We start from the raw sequence: 18,210 nt of genomic DNA, 5'->3' as shown, positions 1-18,210 counted from the left end.
CCGCACGCTCAGTGCGCCGGGAGCCGCTCCGACTCGCGGACCAGGGCGGCCAGGACCGGCGCGATCAACGGGTGGGTCTCGCCGCCCCGGCGGGTGGCGGCGAAGACCCGGCGGGTGGCGGCCGGCCCGGTGACCGGGCGGACCTGGACCTCCTTGAGGTCGATGCCCCGCAGCGCCGAGCGCGGTACGAGGGCCACTCCGGCGCCCGCCCCCACGAGCGCCGTGACGGCGCGGAAGTCGTCGGAGGAGTGGATGAACCGGGGCTGGAAGCCGGCCAGTTCGCAGGCGAGCAGCGTCACGTCGTGGCACGGGTTGCCGGGGTACTGGCCCACCCAGTCCGAGTCGGAGAGGTCCGCGAGTGACACGGCGGGCAGGTCGGCGAGCGGGTGGCCGGAGGGCAGGACCGCGTCGAAGGGTTCCGCGTACAGCGGGAGGACGGAGAGCCGCCCGTCGTCGGCGCCGGGCCCGCCCCGGTACTCGACCGCCAGCGCGAGGTCCGCCTCGCCGTCCAGCAGCAGCGGCAGGCTCTGGTCGCCCTCCGCGTCCCGGACCCGCAGCCGGATCCCCGGGTGCTCCAGTGCGAGGCGGGCGATCGCCGGGGCCAGCACCTCCGCGATACCCGTCGCGAAGGCGGCCACGGTGACCTCGCCCGCCGAACCGCCCGCGTACGCCGCGAGTTCGGCCTCCGCCCGCTCCAGCTGCGCCAGCACCTCGTGGGCGTGGCCGAGCAGGATCTCGCCTGCCGCGGTGAGCCGGACACCGCGGCCGCTGCGCGTGAGCAGCACGTGGCCCGTCTCCTGTTCCAGCGCCGCGAGCTGCTGGGAGACGGCCGAGGGGGTGAGGTACAGGGCTGCGGCCGCGGCGGTCACCGTACGGTGGTCCGCCACGGCCCGCAGGATGCGCAGCCGGCGGGGGTCGATCACCCCACCATTGTCTCAGGGTGCAGAGGTCCCTCAGGCCTCAGCGGTCCCGAGCGCCGCACGGGCGTCGATGAAGGCGGCCACCGCGCGCTCCACGTCGGCCGTCGAGTGGGCCGCCGAGAGCTGGACGCGGATGCGCGCAGCGCCCATCGGCACCACCGGGTAGGAGAAGCCGATCACGTACACGCCGCGCTCCAGGAGCAGCTCGGCCATCCTGGCCGCCTCCGCCGCGTCGCCGATCATCACCGGGGCGATGGCGTGGTCGCCGGGCAGGATCTCGAAGCCGGCCTCGGTCATCTTCGTGCGGAAGAGCGCGGTGTTGGCGGCGAGGTGCTCGCGCAGGTCGCCGGCCGACTCCAGCAGGTCGAGGACCTTGAGGGAGGCGGCCGCGATGACCGGGGCGAGGGAGTTGGAGAAGAGGTACGGGCGCGAGCGCTGGCGCAGCAGCTCCACGATCTCGGCGCGCGCGGCGACGTAGCCGCCGGAGGCGCCGCCGAGGGCCTTGCCGAGGGTGCCGGTGATGATGTCGACGCGGTCCATGACCCCGTGCAGCTCGGGGGTGCCGCGGCCGCCGGGGCCGACGAACCCGACGGCGTGCGAGTCGTCGACCATGACCATGGCGTCGTAGCGCTCGGCCAGGTCGCAGATCTCCTGGAGGGGTGCGACGTAGCCGTCCATGGAGAAGACGCCGTCGGTGACGATCAGCTTGCGCCGGGCGCCGCCCTCCGTGGCCTCCTTCAGGCGCGTCTCGAGCTCGGCCATGTCGCGGTTGGCGTAGCGCAAGCGGCGCGCCTTGGAGAGGCGGATGCCGTCGATGATCGAGGCGTGGTTGAGGGCGTCGGAGATGACCGCGTCCTCGGCGCCGAGCAGGGTCTCGAAGACGCCGCCGTTGGCGTCGAAGCAGGAGGAGTAGAGGATCGTGTCCTCCTGGCCGAGGAAGGCGGAGAGCCGGGCCTCCAGCTCCTTGTGCACCTCCTGGGTGCCGCAGATGAAGCGGACGGAGGCCATTCCGTAGCCCCAGCGGTCCAGTGCGTCCTTCGCGGCGGCGACGACCTCGGGGTGGTCGGCCAGACCGAGGTAGTTGTTGGCGCAGAAGTTGAGCACCTCGCCGGCGGCGCCGCCCGAGGTGACGGCGACGGCCGCGTTCTGCGGGGTGCCGATGACGCGCTCGGGCTTGTGCAGACCGGCGGAGCGGATCTCGTCGAGGGTGCTGCGGAGGTCGTCGCGGACGGTCTCGAACATGCTGCGTTCTCCTTGTGCGGCGGAGGGGGCCGGGCCCCGCGGAGGGGGGAGGGTCTGCGGGGCCCGGCCGGTGGGAGATGGTGCGGTGGGACGGAGGGCGGTTACGCCGTCCAGTCCAGGATGATCTTGCCGCTGCGGGCGGTCGACGCCTCGTCGAAGGCGGCCTCGAACTCGCGGTGGGAGTAGCGGCCGGTGATGACAGGGCCGAGGTCGAGCCCGCCCTCGAGGAGCACCGTCATCGCGTACCAGGTCTCGAACATCTCACGGCCGTAGATGCCCTTGATGGTGATCATCGAGGTGACGACCTTCGCCCAGTCGACGGGGAACTCCGTCGCGGGCAGACCCAGCATGGCGATCCGGCCGCCGTGCGTCATGTTGTCGATCATGTCGCGCATCGCCTCGGCGCGACCGGACATCTCCAGGCCGACGTCGAAGCCCTCGCGCAGACCGAGCCGCGCCTGCGCCTCGGCGATGGAGGACTCGGCGACGTTCACGGCGAGCGTGGCGCCGGCCTTGCGGGCGATCTCCAGGCGCTCGGGGCTGACGTCGGTGATCACCACGTTGCGGGCGCCGGCGTGCTTGGCCACGGCCGCCGCCATGATCCCGATCGGCCCGGCGCCGGTGATCAGCACGTCCTCCCCGACCAGCGGGAAGGAGAGCGCCGTGTGCACGGCGTTGCCGAACGGGTCGAAGATCGCGGCGACGTCCAGGTCCACGGCGGTGCGGTGCACCCACACGTTCTGCGCGGGCAGCACCACGTATTCGGCGAAGGCGCCGTCGCGGCCCACGCCGAGGCCGATCGTGCTGCGGCACAGGTGGCGGCGGCCGGCCAGGCAGTTGCGGCACTTGCCGCAGACCAGGTGGCCCTCGCCGCTGACCAGCGCGCCGATCTCGATGTCGCGCACGTCCGCGCCGAGGGCGGCGACCTCGCCGACGAACTCGTGGCCGAGGACGAGCGGGGTCTTGACCGCGCCCTGCGCCCAGCCGTCCCAGGCACGGATGTGCAGGTCGGTTCCGCAGATGCCGGTGCGCAGCACCTTGATCAGCACGTCGCCGGGGCCGTACTCGGGCTCGGGGACGTCCATGAGCCACAGGCCGGGCTCGGCCTTGTGCTTGACGAGTGCCTTCATGGGTGGCTCCAGGCATGCGGAAGGGGGCGCCGCGGGCGTGCGGGCCCGGACGGCGTCGGTGACGGGCACCAATCTGCCGATCGGCGTGGTGATCAGTCCATCGAGACTTTCTTAAGCGGGTCGACAGCGCAGCTTCACGCCTATGCTCCTCCCTTGACGGGCAGGGGCCCGTGCCGGTGCGGGCACGGGGAAAAGGGGAGGTGAGGGCGTGCCGAGTCTGCGCAGCAGGGCGTTGTCGGCGGCGCTGACCGTGGCGGGGCGGCGAAGACGGTTCGCGAGCGCCGAGGCGGTACGGGCCCGGGTGGCGCAGTCCGCCCGCCGGCCCGCGTCGCATCTGCCGCCGCGCCGGCTGGGCCGGGTCGCGGACGTCTCGCGGACGTTCGTCGGAGCCTGGCCGGTGTACGACGTCTGCCCCCTCGGGGCCGAGCCCGCGGCCCAGGTGCTGTACGTGCACGGCGGCGGTTACATCAACGAACTGGTCCGCCCGCACTGGTCGCTGATCCGGACCCTCGTCACGCAGGCGCGGGCGCGGGTCGTCGTACCGGCGTACATCCTCGCTCCGCGCGGTACCGCCGACCGGACCGTCCCGGTCGCCACCGACCTGCTGAGCGGCCTGATCGAGAGCGGCGACGGCGGGACGGTGCTCATCGGGGACTCGGCCGGGGCCGGGATGGCGCTGGCGGCCGCGCAGCGGCTGCGCGACGCCACCGGGGCCCAGCCGTCCCGGATCGTCCTGATCTCGCCCTGGCTGGACGTGAGCATGAGCCATCCGGACCAGGAGGCCATCGAGGCGGCCGATCCGATGCTGGCCCGCCCGGGACTGCGGGAGGCCGGGCGGCTGTACGCCGGGACCCTGGCCGCCGACGATCCCCGGGTGAGCCCACTGCACGGAACCTTCGCGGGGCTGGCGCCGCTGACGGTGTTCACCGGGACCCGGGACCTGCTGACCACGGACAGCAGGGAGCTGCTGCGCCGGGCCCGTGCGGAGGGCGCCGAGGTGGAGTTCCACGAAGAGGCGGGGCTCCTGCACGCGTACCCGCTGCTGCCGGTGCCAGAGGGGCGGGCGGCGCGCGACCGGATCGTCGAGCTGATCAGGGGGACGGCGGACCTGTGACGGCTGCGACGGCTGCGATGGCGCTGACCGGGCGGCGCTCGGGGCCCTTACGCCGTACAGGTCATCAGTGAGCTGATCGGCCAGGCGCGGTACGCCGTCCAGTACGCCTCGTCACGTACGTGGTCGGCGGGCGGGGTGCGGTTCGGCTGCCAGCCGACCGTCACGAAACCCGCCTCGACGGCCGCCTCGGCGAGGTCGGCGTGCGCCCATTCACGGAACTCGAAGGGCACCGGCGGCTCGGTCAGGAACTGCGCCTTCAGCAGGGGCGCGTCGCCGTCCGGGATCCGGTCGACGATGCGGACCCCGTACGGCGACCAGTCCACGCGCGGGAACGCCCCGGCATTGGGCACGATGGCGAGCAGCCGCCCGCCGGGGCGCAGGTTGGCGCGCACGGACCGGAACATCGCGTGCAGGTGTCTGCGATCGGGGGCGTAGCTGAAGACGTACGCGGCGGTGGCGAGGTCGAAGGGGCCGAGGTGGGGAAGGCCGGCGGCGTCGGCGACCACGTACTCGACGTCGGGGCGGTCCTTCGTCGCCTCGTGCTCGCGGGCCAGCCGGATCATCTCCTCCGAGACGTCCACGCCGACGGTCCGCCGGGCCCCGCCGCGGGCCAGCAGCCGGGTGTTGTAGCCGTACCCGCAGGCCAGGTCGAGGGCGTCGAGCCCGCGTACTCCGCCGAGCGCGTCGAGGGCTCCGTGCAGGGTGTAGGTGTCGGCCGCCGAGAAGGCCGCCGTGTTCGTGGACTCCGCGTAGCGCTCGCCGATGGTGTCGTACTGGAACCGCATGCTCTGCCTTCCGGGGGCCTGCCGGGGGTGGGACGCCTGCGTATCGTGCCCCGCGGCGCGTACGGGGGCTGCCCGTACACCCGTACGTCCCCCGCACGAGGGAAGCGGTCGGCCTATCGCGACTGCTCCGGCCGCTCATGGCCCGTCGGCATCGGCTCGCGGGCCCAGGCGCGCAGCCGGGCGGGCGCCCCGTCGGCTCCGTGGCGCGGGTGCAGGCCATGCCGAAGGGCCGCGTCGTCGCGATCCTCCCGGTACGGGGCTCGGGGCGGCGCGGGCGCGGCCGGGATGCAGTGGCCGCCACCCAGGGCGCATCCTGACTGTGTGATCGCGAGAGCGGACAGCGGCGGCCCCGCCCCCGATGCCACGGCCCAGGCGCTCGCGAAGGGCGCCGTGAGCGCCGTGGAGGCCGTCGGCGGGTTCGCGGGCGGGGTCTACCTGCGTTCGCGCCGCGAGGGGCTCCTGCTCCTGGCCGTCTTCACGGGCCTGCCGCTGCCCCTGTACCGGCCGTGGTGGCGGATGCAGGTGAACCGCCCCTACCCGGTCGCGGAGGCATACCGCTCCGGGCAGGCAGTGCACCTGCCCGACGCGGAGTCGGCCATGAGCCGCTTCCCCCAGCTGATGGCCGGGCTGCCGTTCCCCTTCGCCTCGCTGTACGAACCGGTGACGGCGGGGACGGAACGGTTCGGAGTGCTGCTGGTGCTGCGCGCGGCGACCCCCGGCGTCCCGGTCGGGGCCGCGGACCGGGAACGGCTGCGGGAGGCCGCGGACCGGCTGGCGCAGGACCTCGCCGCGCTCACGGCGGCCGGGGCTCCGGTGACGTGGGAGGGCGACCCGGTGGGTGTGCCGACGCCGCCGCCGAATCCGGGGGCCGAGGGCGCCCGCGAGGCCGTGGACCGGCTCGCCCAGGCGGTGCTCTCCCTGGACCGGCAGGGCCGGATCGGTTTCGTCAACAGGGCGGCCGAGGACCTGCTCGGCCTCGGCGGTCCGCAGCTGCGCGGAAGGCTGCTGTGGGAGGCGCAGCCCTGGCTCGGGAATCCCGCCTACGACGACCACTTCCGGTCCGCCTTCATGTCCGGCGAGCCGGTGCACTTCCCCGCCCGGCGCGGCCGGCACCCGCCGTGGGAGTGGCTGTCGGTGGACCTGTACCCGGCCCCTGACGGAGTGACCCTGACGATCGGCGGAACCGAGAAGCCCTCCTACGCGCCCACGGCGGTGGCCCCGCCCGGTGCGGGCGTGGGCTCGCCCGCCGACCAGGCCTCTGCGCTGTACCGGCCGGTGGCCCTCGCCATCGCGCTGACGGAGGCGGTCACGGCCCGGCAGGTGTCGGCGGTCGTCACCGAGGAGCTGCTGCCGGCCTTCGGCGGCCGCCAGCTGGCGATCTACCTGCTCGACGAACGGCATCTGCACCTCGCCTGGGAGACCGGTTTCCCGACGGGCTTCCTCGACCGGTTCGACGGGGTCGCGCTCGACGCCCGGCTGCCGGGCGTGGAGACCCTGACCACGGGCCGGCCGTTGTTCTTCGAGTCGATGGAACACCTGGCCGCCGCCTATCCGGGCATTCCGCTGGACGCCGACGTCGGGGCCCGCGCGTTCCTGCCTCTGATCGCCTCCGGCCGGCCGGTCGGCTCCTGCATCCTCGGCTTCGACTCGCCCCGCGGCTTCAGCCCGGAGGAGCGTACGGTGCTGACCGCACTGGCCGGACTGATCGCGCAGGCCCTGGCGCGGGCGCGGCGCTACGACAGCGAGGCGGCGCTGGCCCGCGGGCTGCAGTCGGCCCTGCTGCCGCACCGGCTGCCGGTGTCCGAGAACGTGGACACGGTCGGCCGCTACCTCCCCGGCACCCTGGGAATGGACGTCGGCGGCGACTGGTACGACGTCATCGAGACCGGCCGCGGCCTGCTGGCCCTGGTCATCGGGGACGTCCAGGGGCACGGTGTGGCGGCCGCGGCGACCATGGGTCAACTCCGCAGCGCAGTACGGGCCTTCGCGCTGAGCGGCAGCGCGCCGGAGCAGGTCATGAGGGGCACCAACCAGCTGCTCATCGACCTGGACCCGGGCCAGTTCGCCAGCTGCTGCTACGTGTTGCTCGACCCTGCGTCGGGTGCCGTCCGGGCCGTGCGGGCCGGCCACCCCCAGCCGCTGCTGCGCCATCCCGACGGCCGGACCGAGGTGCTCGACCTGGCGGGCGGGGTCGTGCTCGGCATCGACCCGGACGCCTCGTACCCGGTCACCCAACTGCGGCTGTCGACGGGCTCGGTTCTGGCCCTCTACACGGACGGCCTGGTGGAGACGCCGGGCATCGACATCGACGTCGGGGTGGAACAGCTGCGGACGGCCCTGGCCGCGGCCCGGCCGTCCCCGCTGACCGAAACCGCCGACTGGCTGGTCGGCGAGGCGGGCAGCAGCATGGACCGGCCGGACGACATCGCCCTCCTGCTGGCATGCCGCAGGGGCGGGGACCCGTAGACCGCCGGGTGCCGCACCACCCGGAGGGCCGGTACGACGGCGGCTGCGTGCAGGCCGCACGGGCCCGGGTGTGTCACGCGCGTGACGCGTCCCCGCCGGACGGTGGTCCCGCACGCCGGCCGGCGTTCACCCCGCGTCGGGGGCGCGTGTCTCGCCGCCCGCCAGGATCACCGCCGTGTTGACCAGCCCGACGTGGCTGAACGCCTGGGGGAAGTTGCCGAGTTGGCAGCCTGCGACCGGGTCGTACTCCTCCGCGAGCAGTCCCACGTCGTTGCGTACGGCCAGCAGCCGTTCGAAGAGGGCGCGGGCCTCCTGCTCCCGGCCCGTCAGGTGCAGCGCGTCGGCCAGCCAGAACGAGCATGCCAGGAAGGTCCCTTCGTCGCCGGGCAGTCCGTCGACGGCCGCACCTTGGGTGCTGTAGCGGCGGACCAGTCCGCTGCTGCCGAGTTCCGCGCGCACCGCGTCGACCGTGCCGATGACCCGAGGGTCGTCGGGCGGCAGGAATCCGACCCTGGGGATGAGCAGGGTCGCCGCGTCGAGCTCGCGGGATCCGTAGTACTGGGTGAAGGTGCCGCGCTCGGCGTCGTAGCCGTGAGTGCACACCTCGCTGTGGACCTCGTCCCTTATGGCGCGCCAGCGTTCCACCTCGCCGGGCATCGACGGGTCGTTCTCCAGGGCCCGGACGGCCCGGTCGGCGGCGACCCACGCCATCACCTTGGAGTGCACGAAGTGGCGGCGCGGGCCGCGGACCTCCCACAGGCCTTCGTCGGGGCGGCGCCAGTTGCGTTCCAGGAAGTCGAGGAGTGCGAGCTGGATCCGCCAGGCGTGGCGCTCGGACGGCAGGCCTGCGGACCGGGCGAGGTGGAGGGAGTCGATGACCTCCCCGTACACGTCCAGCTGGAGCTGGTCGACGGCCGCGTTGCCGACGCGGACCGGGGCGGACGAGGCGTAGCCGCGCAGCCATGGGAGCTCGGTCTCGGGGATCCGCCGCTCGCCGGCGATCCCGTACATGATCTGGAGGTCGGCCGGGTTGCCGGCGACCGCGCGCAGCAGCCACTCGCGCCAGGCGCGGGCCTCGTCGAGGAAGCCGGTGGAGAGGAGCGAGCCGAGGGTGAGGGTGGAGTCCCGCAGCCAGCAGTAGCGGTAGTCCCAGTTACGGATGCCCCCCATCTCCTCGGGGAGGGAGGTGGTGGCCGCGGCGACGATGCCGCCGGTCGGGGCGTAGGTGAGGGCTTTGAGGGTGATGAGGGAGCGGGTCACCGCCTCCCGGTAGGGGCCTTCGTAGCGGCACTGGGAGGCCCATTCCCGCCAGTCGGCGAGGCTGCACTCCAAGGCTTCGAAGGGGTCGGTGGGCTCGGGTTGCGGCTGGTGGGAGGGGTGCCAGGTGAGGACGAAGGCGACGCGCCGGCCGGCGGTGACCGGGAACTGGGAGCGGGTGCTGTTCTCCTCGCCCCAGGTGCGGACCGGGGGCTCGCTGCGGAACCATGCGGAGTCGGGCCCGGCGACGGCGACCCGGTCACCGTTGCTGCGGCGCACCCACGGCACGACGTGGCCGTAGTCGAACCGCAGGCGCAGGGTGCTGCGCATCCTGACGGTGCCGGTGACGCCCTCGACGATGCGGACGACGTCGGGGGCCACGTCGCGCTGCGGCATGAAGTCGATGACTTTGACGGTCCCGGTGTCGGTCTCCCAGTACGACTCCAGGACCAGCGACCCGTCGATGTACGCGCGGCGCGTGCACGGCTCGCCGTCGGCGGCGCCGAGGGGTGCGATGCGCCAGTGGCCGTTCTCCTCGTCGCCGAGGAGTTTGGCGAAGCAGGCCGCCGAGTCGAAGCGCGGCAGGCACAGCCAGTCGATGGACCCGTCGCGGCCGACCAGTCCACTGGTCATCAGGTCGCCGATGAGTGCGTAGTCTTCGATGGGTTGTGTCATTTGTGCGCTCTTCCCGCGAATGTCCGGGGCCAATCAGCTCAGGGCCCCGGACACCCCTGGAACGACGCCTAGGCGACGCCCTGGTCGCGTACGAGCAGCAGAACGGCGGCGAGGACCAGGCCGAGGGTGAGGGCCAGCGCGCCGTGTGCCAGGCGGTGGCCGCGCAGGACGGGCAGGAAGCGGTCGGCGGCGTACCGGCCGGGGCCGGTGAGGGCGAGGGCCGCGGCGCCCGCGGTCAGCAGCAGCTCGTACTCGATGCCCTTCGGGGCGAAGAAGGCGCCTGCGCCGTGGACGGCGATCGCGTTGACGAGCGTGCCGACGACGGCGGCGCCGGCGAGCGGGGTGAGCAGACCGAGGGCGAGGCCGAGGCCGCCCAGGGTCTCGGTCAGGCCGGCGAGGACGGCCATGGCGTCGCCTGCGGGGTAGCCGCTGGCGGTGAAGAAGCGGCCCGTGCCGCTGACGCCGCCGCCCCCGAACCAGCCGAAGAGTTTCTGGGTGCCGTGTGCGGTCATGGTCAGCCCGAGGACGAGGCGCAGGAGCAGCAGGCCGGTGTCGTGGCCGGGGGTGGAGAGGGCTGCGGCGCGGAGCTGCGCGTCCGGGGCGGCGGCCTGCGGCTTCGTCGCGGTGACGGAGGGGCTGGTCATCGGGGATCCTTCCGGTCGAGCGGCCCGGGGGCAGAAGAGTTGTTCAAATTCGAACCGCTAGCCGTCGACCCTAACCACTGATTCAAATTGGAACAACCCGTGTAGTCTGGAGCCATGGCTGAACCGAGATGGCTGGACGAGCGCGAGATGCGGGCCTGGAGCGGCTTCCTGGCCGCGTCGGCCCTGGTGAACCGCCGGCTCGACCAGCAGCTCAAGGACGACTCCGGCCTCTCGCACCCCCAGTACGAGATCCTCGTGCGGCTCGCTGCGGCGCCCGGCCGCGAGCTGCGGATGACCGAGCTCGCCAACGGCCTGATCAACTCCAAGAGCGGGCTGACCTACCAGGTCACGCAGATGGAGAAGGCCGGGCTCGTGCGCCGGCGCAGCTGCCCCTCCGACGTGCGCGGCGTCTTCGCCGTGCTCACCGACGCGGGCGCCGCCAAGCTGGAGGAGGCCGCACCCGGGCACGTGGCGACGGTCCGCGAGGTCCTGGTCGACGTCCTCACTCCCGGGCAGCTCGACGCGCTCGCCGACGGGCTGGGCGAGGTCGGACGCCGGCTGCGCGGACAGGGGGCCTGAGTGGTTCCGGCCGCCGACCGGGTAGCGCGGCCCGGTACCGGGGTATAGGGGCGCCATGGACGGAAAGGTCTGGCTCACGCTGGCCGCGCTCGTCGCGGTGGGCCTCGCGATCGCCGCGGCCGTGCTGCTCGTACGGGTCTTCAAGGCGCGGCGGCTGCTGCTCGACGCGGGGATCCCGGTGCGCGACAAGGCCCTGTTCTGGGTCGCCGTGATCTACACCGTCTCGCCGGTGGACCTGATTCCGGATCCGGTGTACCTCGACGACATCGGGGTCCTGATGCTGGCGCTGCGCTCCCTGCACGCGGCGGCGGCGAGCCGGCCCGCGAAGGAGCCCGGCACCTTGTGAAGGAACCTCCGCCCGACGGGGCGGAGCCGCCCCGTCGACGGCACGGCCCGGCGCACACGTGGGAACGCGCCCGGACCATGCGCACCAGCTGGACGTCCTGCGATGATGCGGCCGCGCCTCCGGCGGGGGGGCGGGAGCCCGGGTCAGAGGACGCCCCGGGGCCGGAACTGGATGCTGATGCGCGGTCCGACGGCCCGCGCCGACTTGGGTACGGCGTGTTCCATGGTCCGCTGACAGGAGCCGCCCATGACGACGAGGTCCCCGTGACCCAAGGGCAGGCGCAGCAGGGTGGCCCCGCCGTCGCGCGGGCGGAGGGCGAGATCGCGCGGGTCGCCCACGGAGACGATGGCCACCATGGTGTCCTCGGTCGAGGAACGGCCGGTCCGGTCTCCGTGCCAGGCGACGCTGTCACGGCCGTCGCGATACAGGCACAGACCGGCGGTGGCGAAGGGCTCGCCGAGCTCGGCGGCGTAGTGGCGGGTCAGCGCCTCGCGGGCCTCGGTGAGCGAGGAGTGCGGCAGCGGCTCGCCCTCGGCGTAGAAGGCGAGCAGCCGGGGCACCTCCACCTCGCGCTCGTACATCTGCCGGCGCTCGGCGCGCCACGGCACGTCGGCGGCCAGCCGCTCGAAGAGCGCGTCGGCGCCGCTCAGCCAGCCGGGCAGGTGATCGACCCAGGCTCCGGCGCCGAGCTCGGTCCGCCGCATGCCGCCGAGAGGGCCGAGCCGGATCTCGTCACCCTGGTCGAACAGGGAACCCTGAAGGCCTTGGACTCCGTACATGACTCCAGCCTAGCCCCACGAACCGAACACGTGCACGAATACATCGCCCGGGCACCGCACCTCATCCACCGGCCGGAGGCTGTGGATTCACGGACTCGGCCGGGCCGACTCGGACCGGCCGCCTGGGACGGGCCGTGAGGCGGGCCGTGAGGCGGGCCGTGGAACGGGCCGGCGGACTGCGCGGTTCACCGTCGGACACCACCCCTCACACGTCACCCGTCACCCGTCACCCGTCACCCGTGCGCGGACCGTGGTCCCTGCGGGGGTCCGACTCCACCCCGCCGCACCGGTGGCCGACGGGCCCTTGCGGCCGGACGGCCGGGAGAGGACGGTCACGGCGACGGAGAGCGCGGCGACGAGGGCGATCGCCGCTCCGGGGGCCAGGTACTGGGCCAGGCCGCCCGCGATCGCGGCGCCGAGGCTCTGCCAGGTCATCCGCCCGGCCGACTCGACTCCCTGGACCTGGCCGCGGACCGGCTCGGGGGTCAGTGCGAGGAGTTGCTCCTGCAGCGGCAGGGTGGCCGCGAATCCCGCGCCGGCGAGGAACACCGCGGCTGTCAGGACCAGGACGGGCGGATGGAGCGCGAACAGCAGGAAGGGGACGGCGAGCAGCAGACGCAGGGCGAACGCGTGGCGGCGGCGCCCGTCGGCGGTGAGCAGTCGGCCGACGGCCAGGTCCCCGAGGAGCATGCCCGCCGATCCGGCCGCCAGCAGGGTGCCGGCGTGGCCGGGGTCGTAGGAGATCAACAGGGCCTCGCAGCCCACGATCAGACCGTTGGGGACCCACAGGTTCAGCAGCAGCACCCGCCGGCGGGCGTCGGCGAACAGCTCGGCGTTCGTCGTCCAGGTCCGGCGCAGTCCGGGGCGGCGGGTGAGCCGGATCGTGCGCTCCCGGACGGTGGCCGCCACCGCGGCCGTTCCGAGGGCGGTGAGGGCGGCGGCGGTGAGGAAGACTCCGTACGGGCTCAAGTGCCTCAGCAGTACCGCGCCGACGGCGTAGCCGAGGATCGCCGTACCGCCCGAGGTGATGTTCATCAGCGAACGGGCCGCCGCGTAGGCCGAGATGGGCACGACCTCCGCGAGCAGCCCCAGACGCGTGCCGGTCCCGAGGGCCTGGAAGAAGCCGAGCATCAGCAGCAGACCGAACCGGGCGGCCGACGGCAGGCCGGGGATCGCCTGGGCGGCGACGCCCAGCAGCGAGGGAACTGGAGCAGGAGCAGGGTCCGGCGGGGGCGTTCGCCGTCCGCGACCGACATCAGGGTCAGGGCGCCCACCACCGTGGCGAAGGTGGCGCCGTACATGCTGACGGCCGTCAGGAACGGGGATCCGGTCTGCCGGTTGACGAGTGAGCCGAGCGCGAAAGCGGACAAGGTGCCTGCGGAGGCCGTGAGGGTGAAGCCGGCGTACAGCCCGGCGAACTCCCTGCTGCGGAGCAGGTCGCGATAGCCGGTGTTGGCGGGCGCGGCGGGTTCGGCGGGTTCGGCGGTGCCGTGCGGGACAGGGTCGGTGGGGTGGCCGGGGCAGGAAGGGGTGGAGGGGTGCGAAGGCATGAAAAAAGCCTCCGGACGCGCGCACGGGGCACGTTCGCCGAAGGCCAACGCGGTGATTTTAGCAGCCTGTCGGGCCGTCTGCCGGACAACCGGGGTTCGGGCGCGGGCCGAAGGGACAATCCTGCAGCGTGCGCGTGTGATCAGGAACTCACGGTCTTGGCCGCAGGCCCGGCACGCGGTACCGTCACGGCGACATCTACACATAGCGACGACGGCGAGACGGAAGCCCGGTGTGAATCCGGCATGGTCGCGCCACTGTGTGCTGTGGCGGCATCCTCAGGGTGGCGCCGCGGCGAGTCAGACCCGAGGACCGTCGTCCTGCACCACCGTATGGGACGCGTTGTTCCCCGAGGAGGTTCCATCATGGCCGAGGCTGTCGCTTCCGCTGCCGTATCCACCCCCGCCGGCTCCCTGTCGGCTCCGCTGCCCGTGCGCGCGGTGCTGCCCTGGGCGCTCTTCGTCGGTCTTCTGATGCTCGTCGCCCTCTACTTCGTCGGTGCCGAACAGGGCGCCACGTCCGTGTTCGCCGGCGAAGGCGTGCACGAGTGGGTGCACGATGGGCGTCACCTGCTCGGCTTCCCCTGCCACTGAGAGGCTGTGCACATGTACGCCTCCACTGTCAGAGGCCTGCTGGTCCGCGGCATGCTCGCGGGCCTGATCGCCGGTCTGTTCGCCTTCGCCGTCGCCTACGTCGTGGGTGAGCCTCCGGTACGCGGCTCCATCGCCGTGGAGGAGGCCCAGGCCGCCCAGGACGCCGCGAGCGCTCCGAGCGGTCACGCCGGGCACGGCGGCGACGCCGCGGCGGGCGGAGCCGCCGAGGAGGAGGAAGCCGTCAGCCGACCGGTGCAGTCCACCGTCGGACTGGCCACGGGCGTCCTGGTCTACGGGGTCGCGCTGGGCGGCATCGCTTCGCTCGCGTTCTCGTTCGCCCTCGGTCGCGTGGGCGGGTTCAGCCCGCGGGCGACCGCGGCGCTCACCGCGGCGGGCGCCTTCGCCACGGTCTACCTGGTGCCGTTCCTGAAGTACCCGGCCACCCCGCCGGCGGTCGGCAACCCGGACACGATCGGTCAGCGCACCACGCTGTTCTTCCTGATGATCCTGCTCAGCGTGCTGCTCGGCATCGGCGCGATCATCCTCGGACGGCGGCTGGCACCGCGCCTGGGCAACTGGAACGCGACACTGGCCGCGAGCGGCGGCTTCATCCTCGCCGCCGCCCTCGCGTTCGTGTTCCTTCCGGGGAACGACGACGCGGTCAAGCCCGGTTTCCCCGCCGCCCTGCTGTGGGAGTTCCGGATCGCCTCGCTGGCCGTCCAGTTGGTGCTGTGGACGGTGTTCGGCGTCGTCTTCGGCGTCCTGGCCCAGCGGCTCCTCGCCGCGCGCGCCGACGGCGCGGAGGCGACGGCCCGGCAGACGGCGCCCGCCGCCGGCTGATCACCTCCGCGACGCCTGTGCGCGGACCCCGTCACCCCCCTGCGGGGTCGGCGGGGCCCGCGCACAAGCGCGCACCGGCGCAGGTGTCGTACTCCGGCCGCCCTACGATGTGCACATGAGCGCAGGCACGCATCCGGCAGGTGCACGGATGTGGCAGAAGCGGGGTGACCGGCTGGAGACGGCCGCGTCCGTGCTGGCCCTGCTCGCGGACCGCACACGCCTGGCGCTGATGGAGCGGCTCGGCCGCGGCGAGGCCGACGTCACCACCCTCACGGAGGCGTGCGGGGCCGCCCGCCCCTCCGTCAGCCAGCACCTGGCCAAGCTCCGCCTCGCCGGACTGGTCACCACCCGCAAGGACGGCCGCCGGGTCGTGTACGCCCTGCGCCACGGGCATCTGCGCGGGCTGGTCGACGAGGCCCTGAACGTCGCCGACCACCAGCTCGGCTCGCTGCCGCCGCACGACTGACCACGGGCCCTCTCGGGTGAGGCGTGGAGCGTATCCGGCTGCCATACGTGCACACGTACGCACACGTTGGCTAGGCTGGTCCGGTGTCATCGATCCGCCGACCGGACGGGGGACCGTGCTGTCCGTACTGCGCAACGGCACCTACCGCCGTCTGTTCACCGCCCAAGTCGTCGCCCTGGTCGGGACCGGGCTCGCCACCGTCGCGCTGAGCCTGCTCGCGTACGACCTCGCGGGCGACGGCGCCTCCGCGGTCCTCGGCACCGCACTGGCGATCAAGATGATCGCCTACGTCTCCATCGCGCCGGTGATCGGAGCGCTCGCCGACCGGATGCCCCGCCGCACCCTCATGGCGGCGATGGACCTCACCCGCGCCGGCGTGGCACTGGCCCTCCCGTTCGTCACCGAGGTCTGGCAGATCCACCTCCTGATCTTCCTGCTCCAGGCGGCGTCGGCCGCCTTCACCCCGGTCTTCCAGGCCACCGTCCCCGTGGTGCTGCCCGCCGAACGCGACTACACCCGGGCCTTGTCGATGACCCGGCTCGCCTACGACCTGGAGAGCCTGTTCAGTCCGGCGCTGGCTGCGGCACTGCTGAGTCTCGTCTCCTACGAGTGGCTGTTCGCGGGCACGACCGTCGGCTTCCTCGCCTCCGCCGCGCTCGTCGTCGCCACCGCACTGCCCAAACCCGCCCCCGTGGAACGGACCGGCGGAGTGTGCGCGAAGGTCGCCTTCGGCGCCCGGCTCTTCCGGGCGACTCCCCGGCTGCGGGCCCTGCTCGCCCTCGACCTCGCGGTCGCCGCCGCCGGAGCGATCGTCTTCGTCGACACCGTTTCCCTGGTCCGCGACCACTTCGACCGCCCGGCCGCATCCGTCTCGCTCGCCCTCGGCGCGTACGGCGCCGGCTCCATGCTGACCGTCCTGGCTCTGCCCCGCCTTCTGCGACGTGCCGCCGACCGTACGGTGATGGTCCGCGCCGCCTTCGCCCTCCCGGTGATCCTGGCGGCCGCGGCGGCGCTCACCGCGACCGCCCCGGCGGCCTGGTCCTGGCCCGCCCTCCTGGCGCTCTGGGCCGCGATCGGCGCGGCCTGCTCCGCCGTCCTGACGCCGGGGGGCCGCGTGATCCGCCGCTCCAGCGCCGACGCGGATCTGCCCGCCGCCTTCGCCGCCCGGTTCTCCCTCTCCCACGGCTGCTGGCTGCTGACCTATCCCCTGGCCGGCTGGCTCGGCACGGAGGCGGGCCTGTCGCTGACCGCCGTGGTCCTGGGGGCCGTCGCCCTCGCTTCCACCGCGGCCGCGGCCGCGATCTGGCCCACCCGTGACCCGTACCGGCTGGAGCACGTACACCCGGACCTGCCGCCCGGTCATCCGCACCTCGTCGACGCCCGCCCGGCCGGGGGCGGTTGGCGGCACGGCCACCACTACGTCATCGACCAGCACCACCACCGGTGGCCCGAGGGCATCCTCTAGGCCTCACCTGCACAGGGCGGTGTCGACGAGGGTCTGGGCGTGGTCGGGGCCCTGCGGGGCGAGTGCCTTGGCGGCGGTGACGGCGACCGCGGCGGCGCGGCCGTCGTCGGTGACGCCGTTGCGGGTGGTGTAGCCGGGTATGTCACCTCCGTGACCCCACATCAGGCCGCCGCAGCTCAGCGGCGTGCTGATGATCCCGAGCCCTGCACGGACACCGGGCTCCGTGCCGGTGCGGTCGGGGATCGGGACGGTGGTGCGCATCTGCGCGAGCTCGGCCGGTCGCAGCAGCTTGCCGCCGATCAGGGCGGCGAAGAAGCGGTTCAGGTCGCCCGGGGTGGAGATCAGCTGCCCGGCGGCCCAGCCCCAGGAGGGGTCCATCCGCGTGATGTCCCCCAGCGGCCCCCCCGGCTGCGTCGCGTGGTAGCCGCGGGGATGGGCCTCCCGGATGGTCTCGTCGCCCACGCCCGGGAAGTAGGTGTGGCGCAGTCCGGCGCGGTCGATGATCCGCTGGGTGATCTGCTCGGCCAGGGGGCGGCCGGTGACCTTCTCGATGAGCAGACCCGCGAGGACGTAGTTGGTGTTGCTGTACGACCAGTCGGTCCCGGGAGCGAAGAGCGCCTTGCGGGACAGGGCGAGGTCGAGCAGGGCCCGGGGCTCGTAGTAGGTGTGCCCGCCCGCCTTCAGGAAGTCGTCGATCATGAAGTCGGTGTAGTTGGGCAGTCCGCTGGTGTGCTGGAGCAGGTGACGCACCGTGATGGCACGGCCGTCGATGCCCTCGCCGCGCACCAGGCCGGGCAGGTACCGCTCGATGGGGGCGTCGAGTTCGGCCTTGCCCTCGCCGACCAGCTGCAGGACGACGGTGGCGGTGAACGTCTTGGTGTTGCTGCCCACCCGCACCTGCCCGTCGACCGGCACCTTCGCCCCGGTTCGCATGTCGGCCACCCCGGCGGTGTAGTTGCGGGTCCGTCCGTCGCGGCCGACGGTGGCGGCCAGGGCGGCCGGATACCGGTCGTCGCTCACCAGGCGCTCCACACCGTGCCGTACGGCGTCACCGGAGCCGCGGGCCTGCCCCGTGAACGCGGACGGGGACGCGGGTGCTGAAGCGGGTGCTGACGCGGATGCGGATGCGGATGCGGATGCGGGGAGCGTGCCGCCCACCGCCAGGGCGGCGGCCAGCACGGCCACCATCGTGATGCCGCGTCGCGGCCCGGCCGACGACGAGGCGCGAGCGGGCCGGGGCTGACGAGAACGGTCGGTCATGGTAACCCTCCTTGTGCACCCTGCCGGGCGCATCGGGCAGTCGGGGTGGGCCGGCCTCGGCGCGGTCGCCGGGTCGACAGGCCGCAGGCTCCCCCGTGGGG

18 protein-coding genes are annotated in these 18,210 nt (G+C 73.4%); 8 read left to right on the top strand and 10 right to left on the bottom strand.

Annotated elements, in window-relative coordinates:
- Nucleotides 1–8 precede the first annotated feature (8 nt).
- The 3 genes from ACWGIF_RS16790 to tdh form a co-directional block, all read right to left on the bottom strand.
- The gene (locus ACWGIF_RS16790) at nucleotides 9–923 is read right to left on the bottom strand and encodes a LysR substrate-binding domain-containing protein (RefSeq protein WP_453497465.1); all 915 of its coding nucleotides are present in this window, start codon (nucleotides 921–923) and stop codon (nucleotides 9–11) included.
- A gap of 30 nt (nucleotides 924–953) precedes the next feature.
- On the bottom strand, nucleotides 954–2,162 hold the full coding sequence (locus tag ACWGIF_RS16785; protein WP_453497462.1) for a glycine C-acetyltransferase: 1,209 nt from the start codon (nucleotides 2,160–2,162) through the stop codon (nucleotides 954–956).
- Between the two features lie 101 nt (nucleotides 2,163–2,263).
- Nucleotides 2,264–3,292 (bottom strand): L-threonine 3-dehydrogenase, encoded by a 1,029-nt coding sequence (tdh, locus tag ACWGIF_RS16780; protein ID WP_453497459.1) that lies wholly within the window; start codon nucleotides 3,290–3,292, stop codon nucleotides 2,264–2,266.
- Between the two features lie 208 nt (nucleotides 3,293–3,500).
- Here tdh and ACWGIF_RS16775 point away from each other — a divergent pair, with 208 nt between their 5' ends.
- The gene (locus tag ACWGIF_RS16775; protein WP_453497456.1) at nucleotides 3,501–4,406 is read left to right on the top strand and encodes an alpha/beta hydrolase fold domain-containing protein; all 906 of its coding nucleotides are present in this window, start codon (nucleotides 3,501–3,503) and stop codon (nucleotides 4,404–4,406) included.
- Between the two features lie 47 nt (nucleotides 4,407–4,453).
- Here the strand turns inward: ACWGIF_RS16775 and ACWGIF_RS16770 are convergent, their stop codons facing one another.
- On the bottom strand, nucleotides 4,454–5,191 hold the full coding sequence (locus ACWGIF_RS16770) for a class I SAM-dependent methyltransferase (RefSeq protein ID WP_453497453.1): 738 nt from the start codon (nucleotides 5,189–5,191) through the stop codon (nucleotides 4,454–4,456).
- Between the two features lie 285 nt (nucleotides 5,192–5,476).
- Here ACWGIF_RS16770 and ACWGIF_RS16765 point away from each other — a divergent pair, with 285 nt between their 5' ends.
- Nucleotides 5,477–7,657, top strand: a complete 2,181-nt coding sequence (locus ACWGIF_RS16765) for a SpoIIE family protein phosphatase (RefSeq protein ID WP_453497450.1) — start codon at nucleotides 5,477–5,479, stop codon at nucleotides 7,655–7,657.
- A 126-nt stretch (nucleotides 7,658–7,783) separates the two neighbouring features.
- Here ACWGIF_RS16765 and ACWGIF_RS16760 read toward each other — a convergent pair whose 3' ends face one another.
- Both ACWGIF_RS16760 and ACWGIF_RS16755 read right to left on the bottom strand, forming a co-directional pair.
- Nucleotides 7,784–9,589 (bottom strand): glycoside hydrolase family 15 protein, encoded by a 1,806-nt coding sequence (locus tag ACWGIF_RS16760; protein ID WP_453497447.1) that lies wholly within the window; start codon nucleotides 9,587–9,589, stop codon nucleotides 7,784–7,786.
- Nucleotides 9,590–9,657: 68 nt separating this feature from the next.
- A complete protein-coding gene (locus ACWGIF_RS16755) occupies nucleotides 9,658–10,233 on the bottom strand; it encodes a DoxX family membrane protein (RefSeq protein WP_453497444.1) in 576 nt (191 codons plus the stop codon).
- A 114-nt stretch (nucleotides 10,234–10,347) separates the two neighbouring features.
- Between ACWGIF_RS16755 and ACWGIF_RS16750 the strand changes: the two genes are divergently transcribed.
- The gene (locus tag ACWGIF_RS16750; protein ID WP_453497441.1) at nucleotides 10,348–10,812 is read left to right on the top strand and encodes a MarR family winged helix-turn-helix transcriptional regulator; all 465 of its coding nucleotides are present in this window, start codon (nucleotides 10,348–10,350) and stop codon (nucleotides 10,810–10,812) included.
- Between the two features lie 55 nt (nucleotides 10,813–10,867).
- Entirely contained in the window at nucleotides 10,868–11,158 is a 291-nt protein-coding gene (locus tag ACWGIF_RS16745) for a YkvA family protein (RefSeq protein ID WP_453497438.1), read from the top strand.
- 143 nt (nucleotides 11,159–11,301) lie between these two features.
- Here the strand turns inward: ACWGIF_RS16745 and ACWGIF_RS16740 are convergent, their stop codons facing one another.
- From ACWGIF_RS16740 to ACWGIF_RS16730, 3 genes are all read right to left on the bottom strand, one after another.
- Nucleotides 11,302–11,937, bottom strand: coding sequence for an alpha-ketoglutarate-dependent dioxygenase AlkB (locus tag ACWGIF_RS16740; protein ID WP_453497435.1), 636 nt, complete (start codon nucleotides 11,935–11,937; stop codon nucleotides 11,302–11,304).
- A gap of 219 nt (nucleotides 11,938–12,156) precedes the next feature.
- The gene (locus ACWGIF_RS16735; protein WP_453497432.1) at nucleotides 12,157–13,068 is read right to left on the bottom strand and encodes an MFS transporter; all 912 of its coding nucleotides are present in this window, start codon (nucleotides 13,066–13,068) and stop codon (nucleotides 12,157–12,159) included.
- A complete protein-coding gene (locus tag ACWGIF_RS16730; protein WP_453497430.1) occupies nucleotides 13,068–13,487 on the bottom strand; it encodes a hypothetical protein in 420 nt (139 codons plus the stop codon). The genes ACWGIF_RS16735 and ACWGIF_RS16730 overlap by 1 nt, the downstream gene beginning before the upstream one ends.
- A gap of 363 nt (nucleotides 13,488–13,850) precedes the next feature.
- Here ACWGIF_RS16730 and ACWGIF_RS16725 point away from each other — a divergent pair, with 363 nt between their 5' ends.
- The 4 genes from ACWGIF_RS16725 to ACWGIF_RS16710 all read left to right on the top strand — a co-directional run bounded on the left by ACWGIF_RS16725 (nucleotide 13,851) and on the right by ACWGIF_RS16710 (nucleotide 16,849).
- Nucleotides 13,851–14,078 (top strand): CbtB domain-containing protein, encoded by a 228-nt coding sequence (locus tag ACWGIF_RS16725; RefSeq protein WP_326593157.1) that lies wholly within the window; start codon nucleotides 13,851–13,853, stop codon nucleotides 14,076–14,078.
- 12 nt (nucleotides 14,079–14,090) lie between these two features.
- Complete coding sequence (locus tag ACWGIF_RS16720; RefSeq protein WP_453497427.1) at nucleotides 14,091–14,918, top strand: CbtA family protein; 828 nt, start codon at nucleotides 14,091–14,093, stop codon at nucleotides 14,916–14,918.
- Between the two features lie 115 nt (nucleotides 14,919–15,033).
- On the top strand, nucleotides 15,034–15,384 hold the full coding sequence (locus ACWGIF_RS16715; RefSeq protein WP_453497424.1) for an ArsR/SmtB family transcription factor: 351 nt from the start codon (nucleotides 15,034–15,036) through the stop codon (nucleotides 15,382–15,384).
- A gap of 115 nt (nucleotides 15,385–15,499) precedes the next feature.
- Nucleotides 15,500–16,849 carry an MFS transporter gene (locus tag ACWGIF_RS16710; RefSeq protein ID WP_453497421.1) on the top strand — a complete coding sequence of 450 codons (1,350 nt, stop codon included), beginning with the start codon at nucleotides 15,500–15,502 and terminating at the stop codon, nucleotides 16,847–16,849.
- Nucleotides 16,850–16,852: 3 nt separating this feature from the next.
- Here ACWGIF_RS16710 and ACWGIF_RS16705 read toward each other — a convergent pair whose 3' ends face one another.
- A complete protein-coding gene (locus tag ACWGIF_RS16705; RefSeq protein WP_453497418.1) occupies nucleotides 16,853–18,109 on the bottom strand; it encodes a serine hydrolase domain-containing protein in 1,257 nt (418 codons plus the stop codon).
- Nucleotides 18,110–18,210 lie beyond the last annotated feature (101 nt).

It is taken from the genome of Streptomyces sp. NPDC054849 (genome assembly GCF_053610945.1).
The sequence above is the reverse complement of the archived record's forward strand: the minus strand, read 5'-3'. Positions and strand labels throughout refer to the sequence as shown.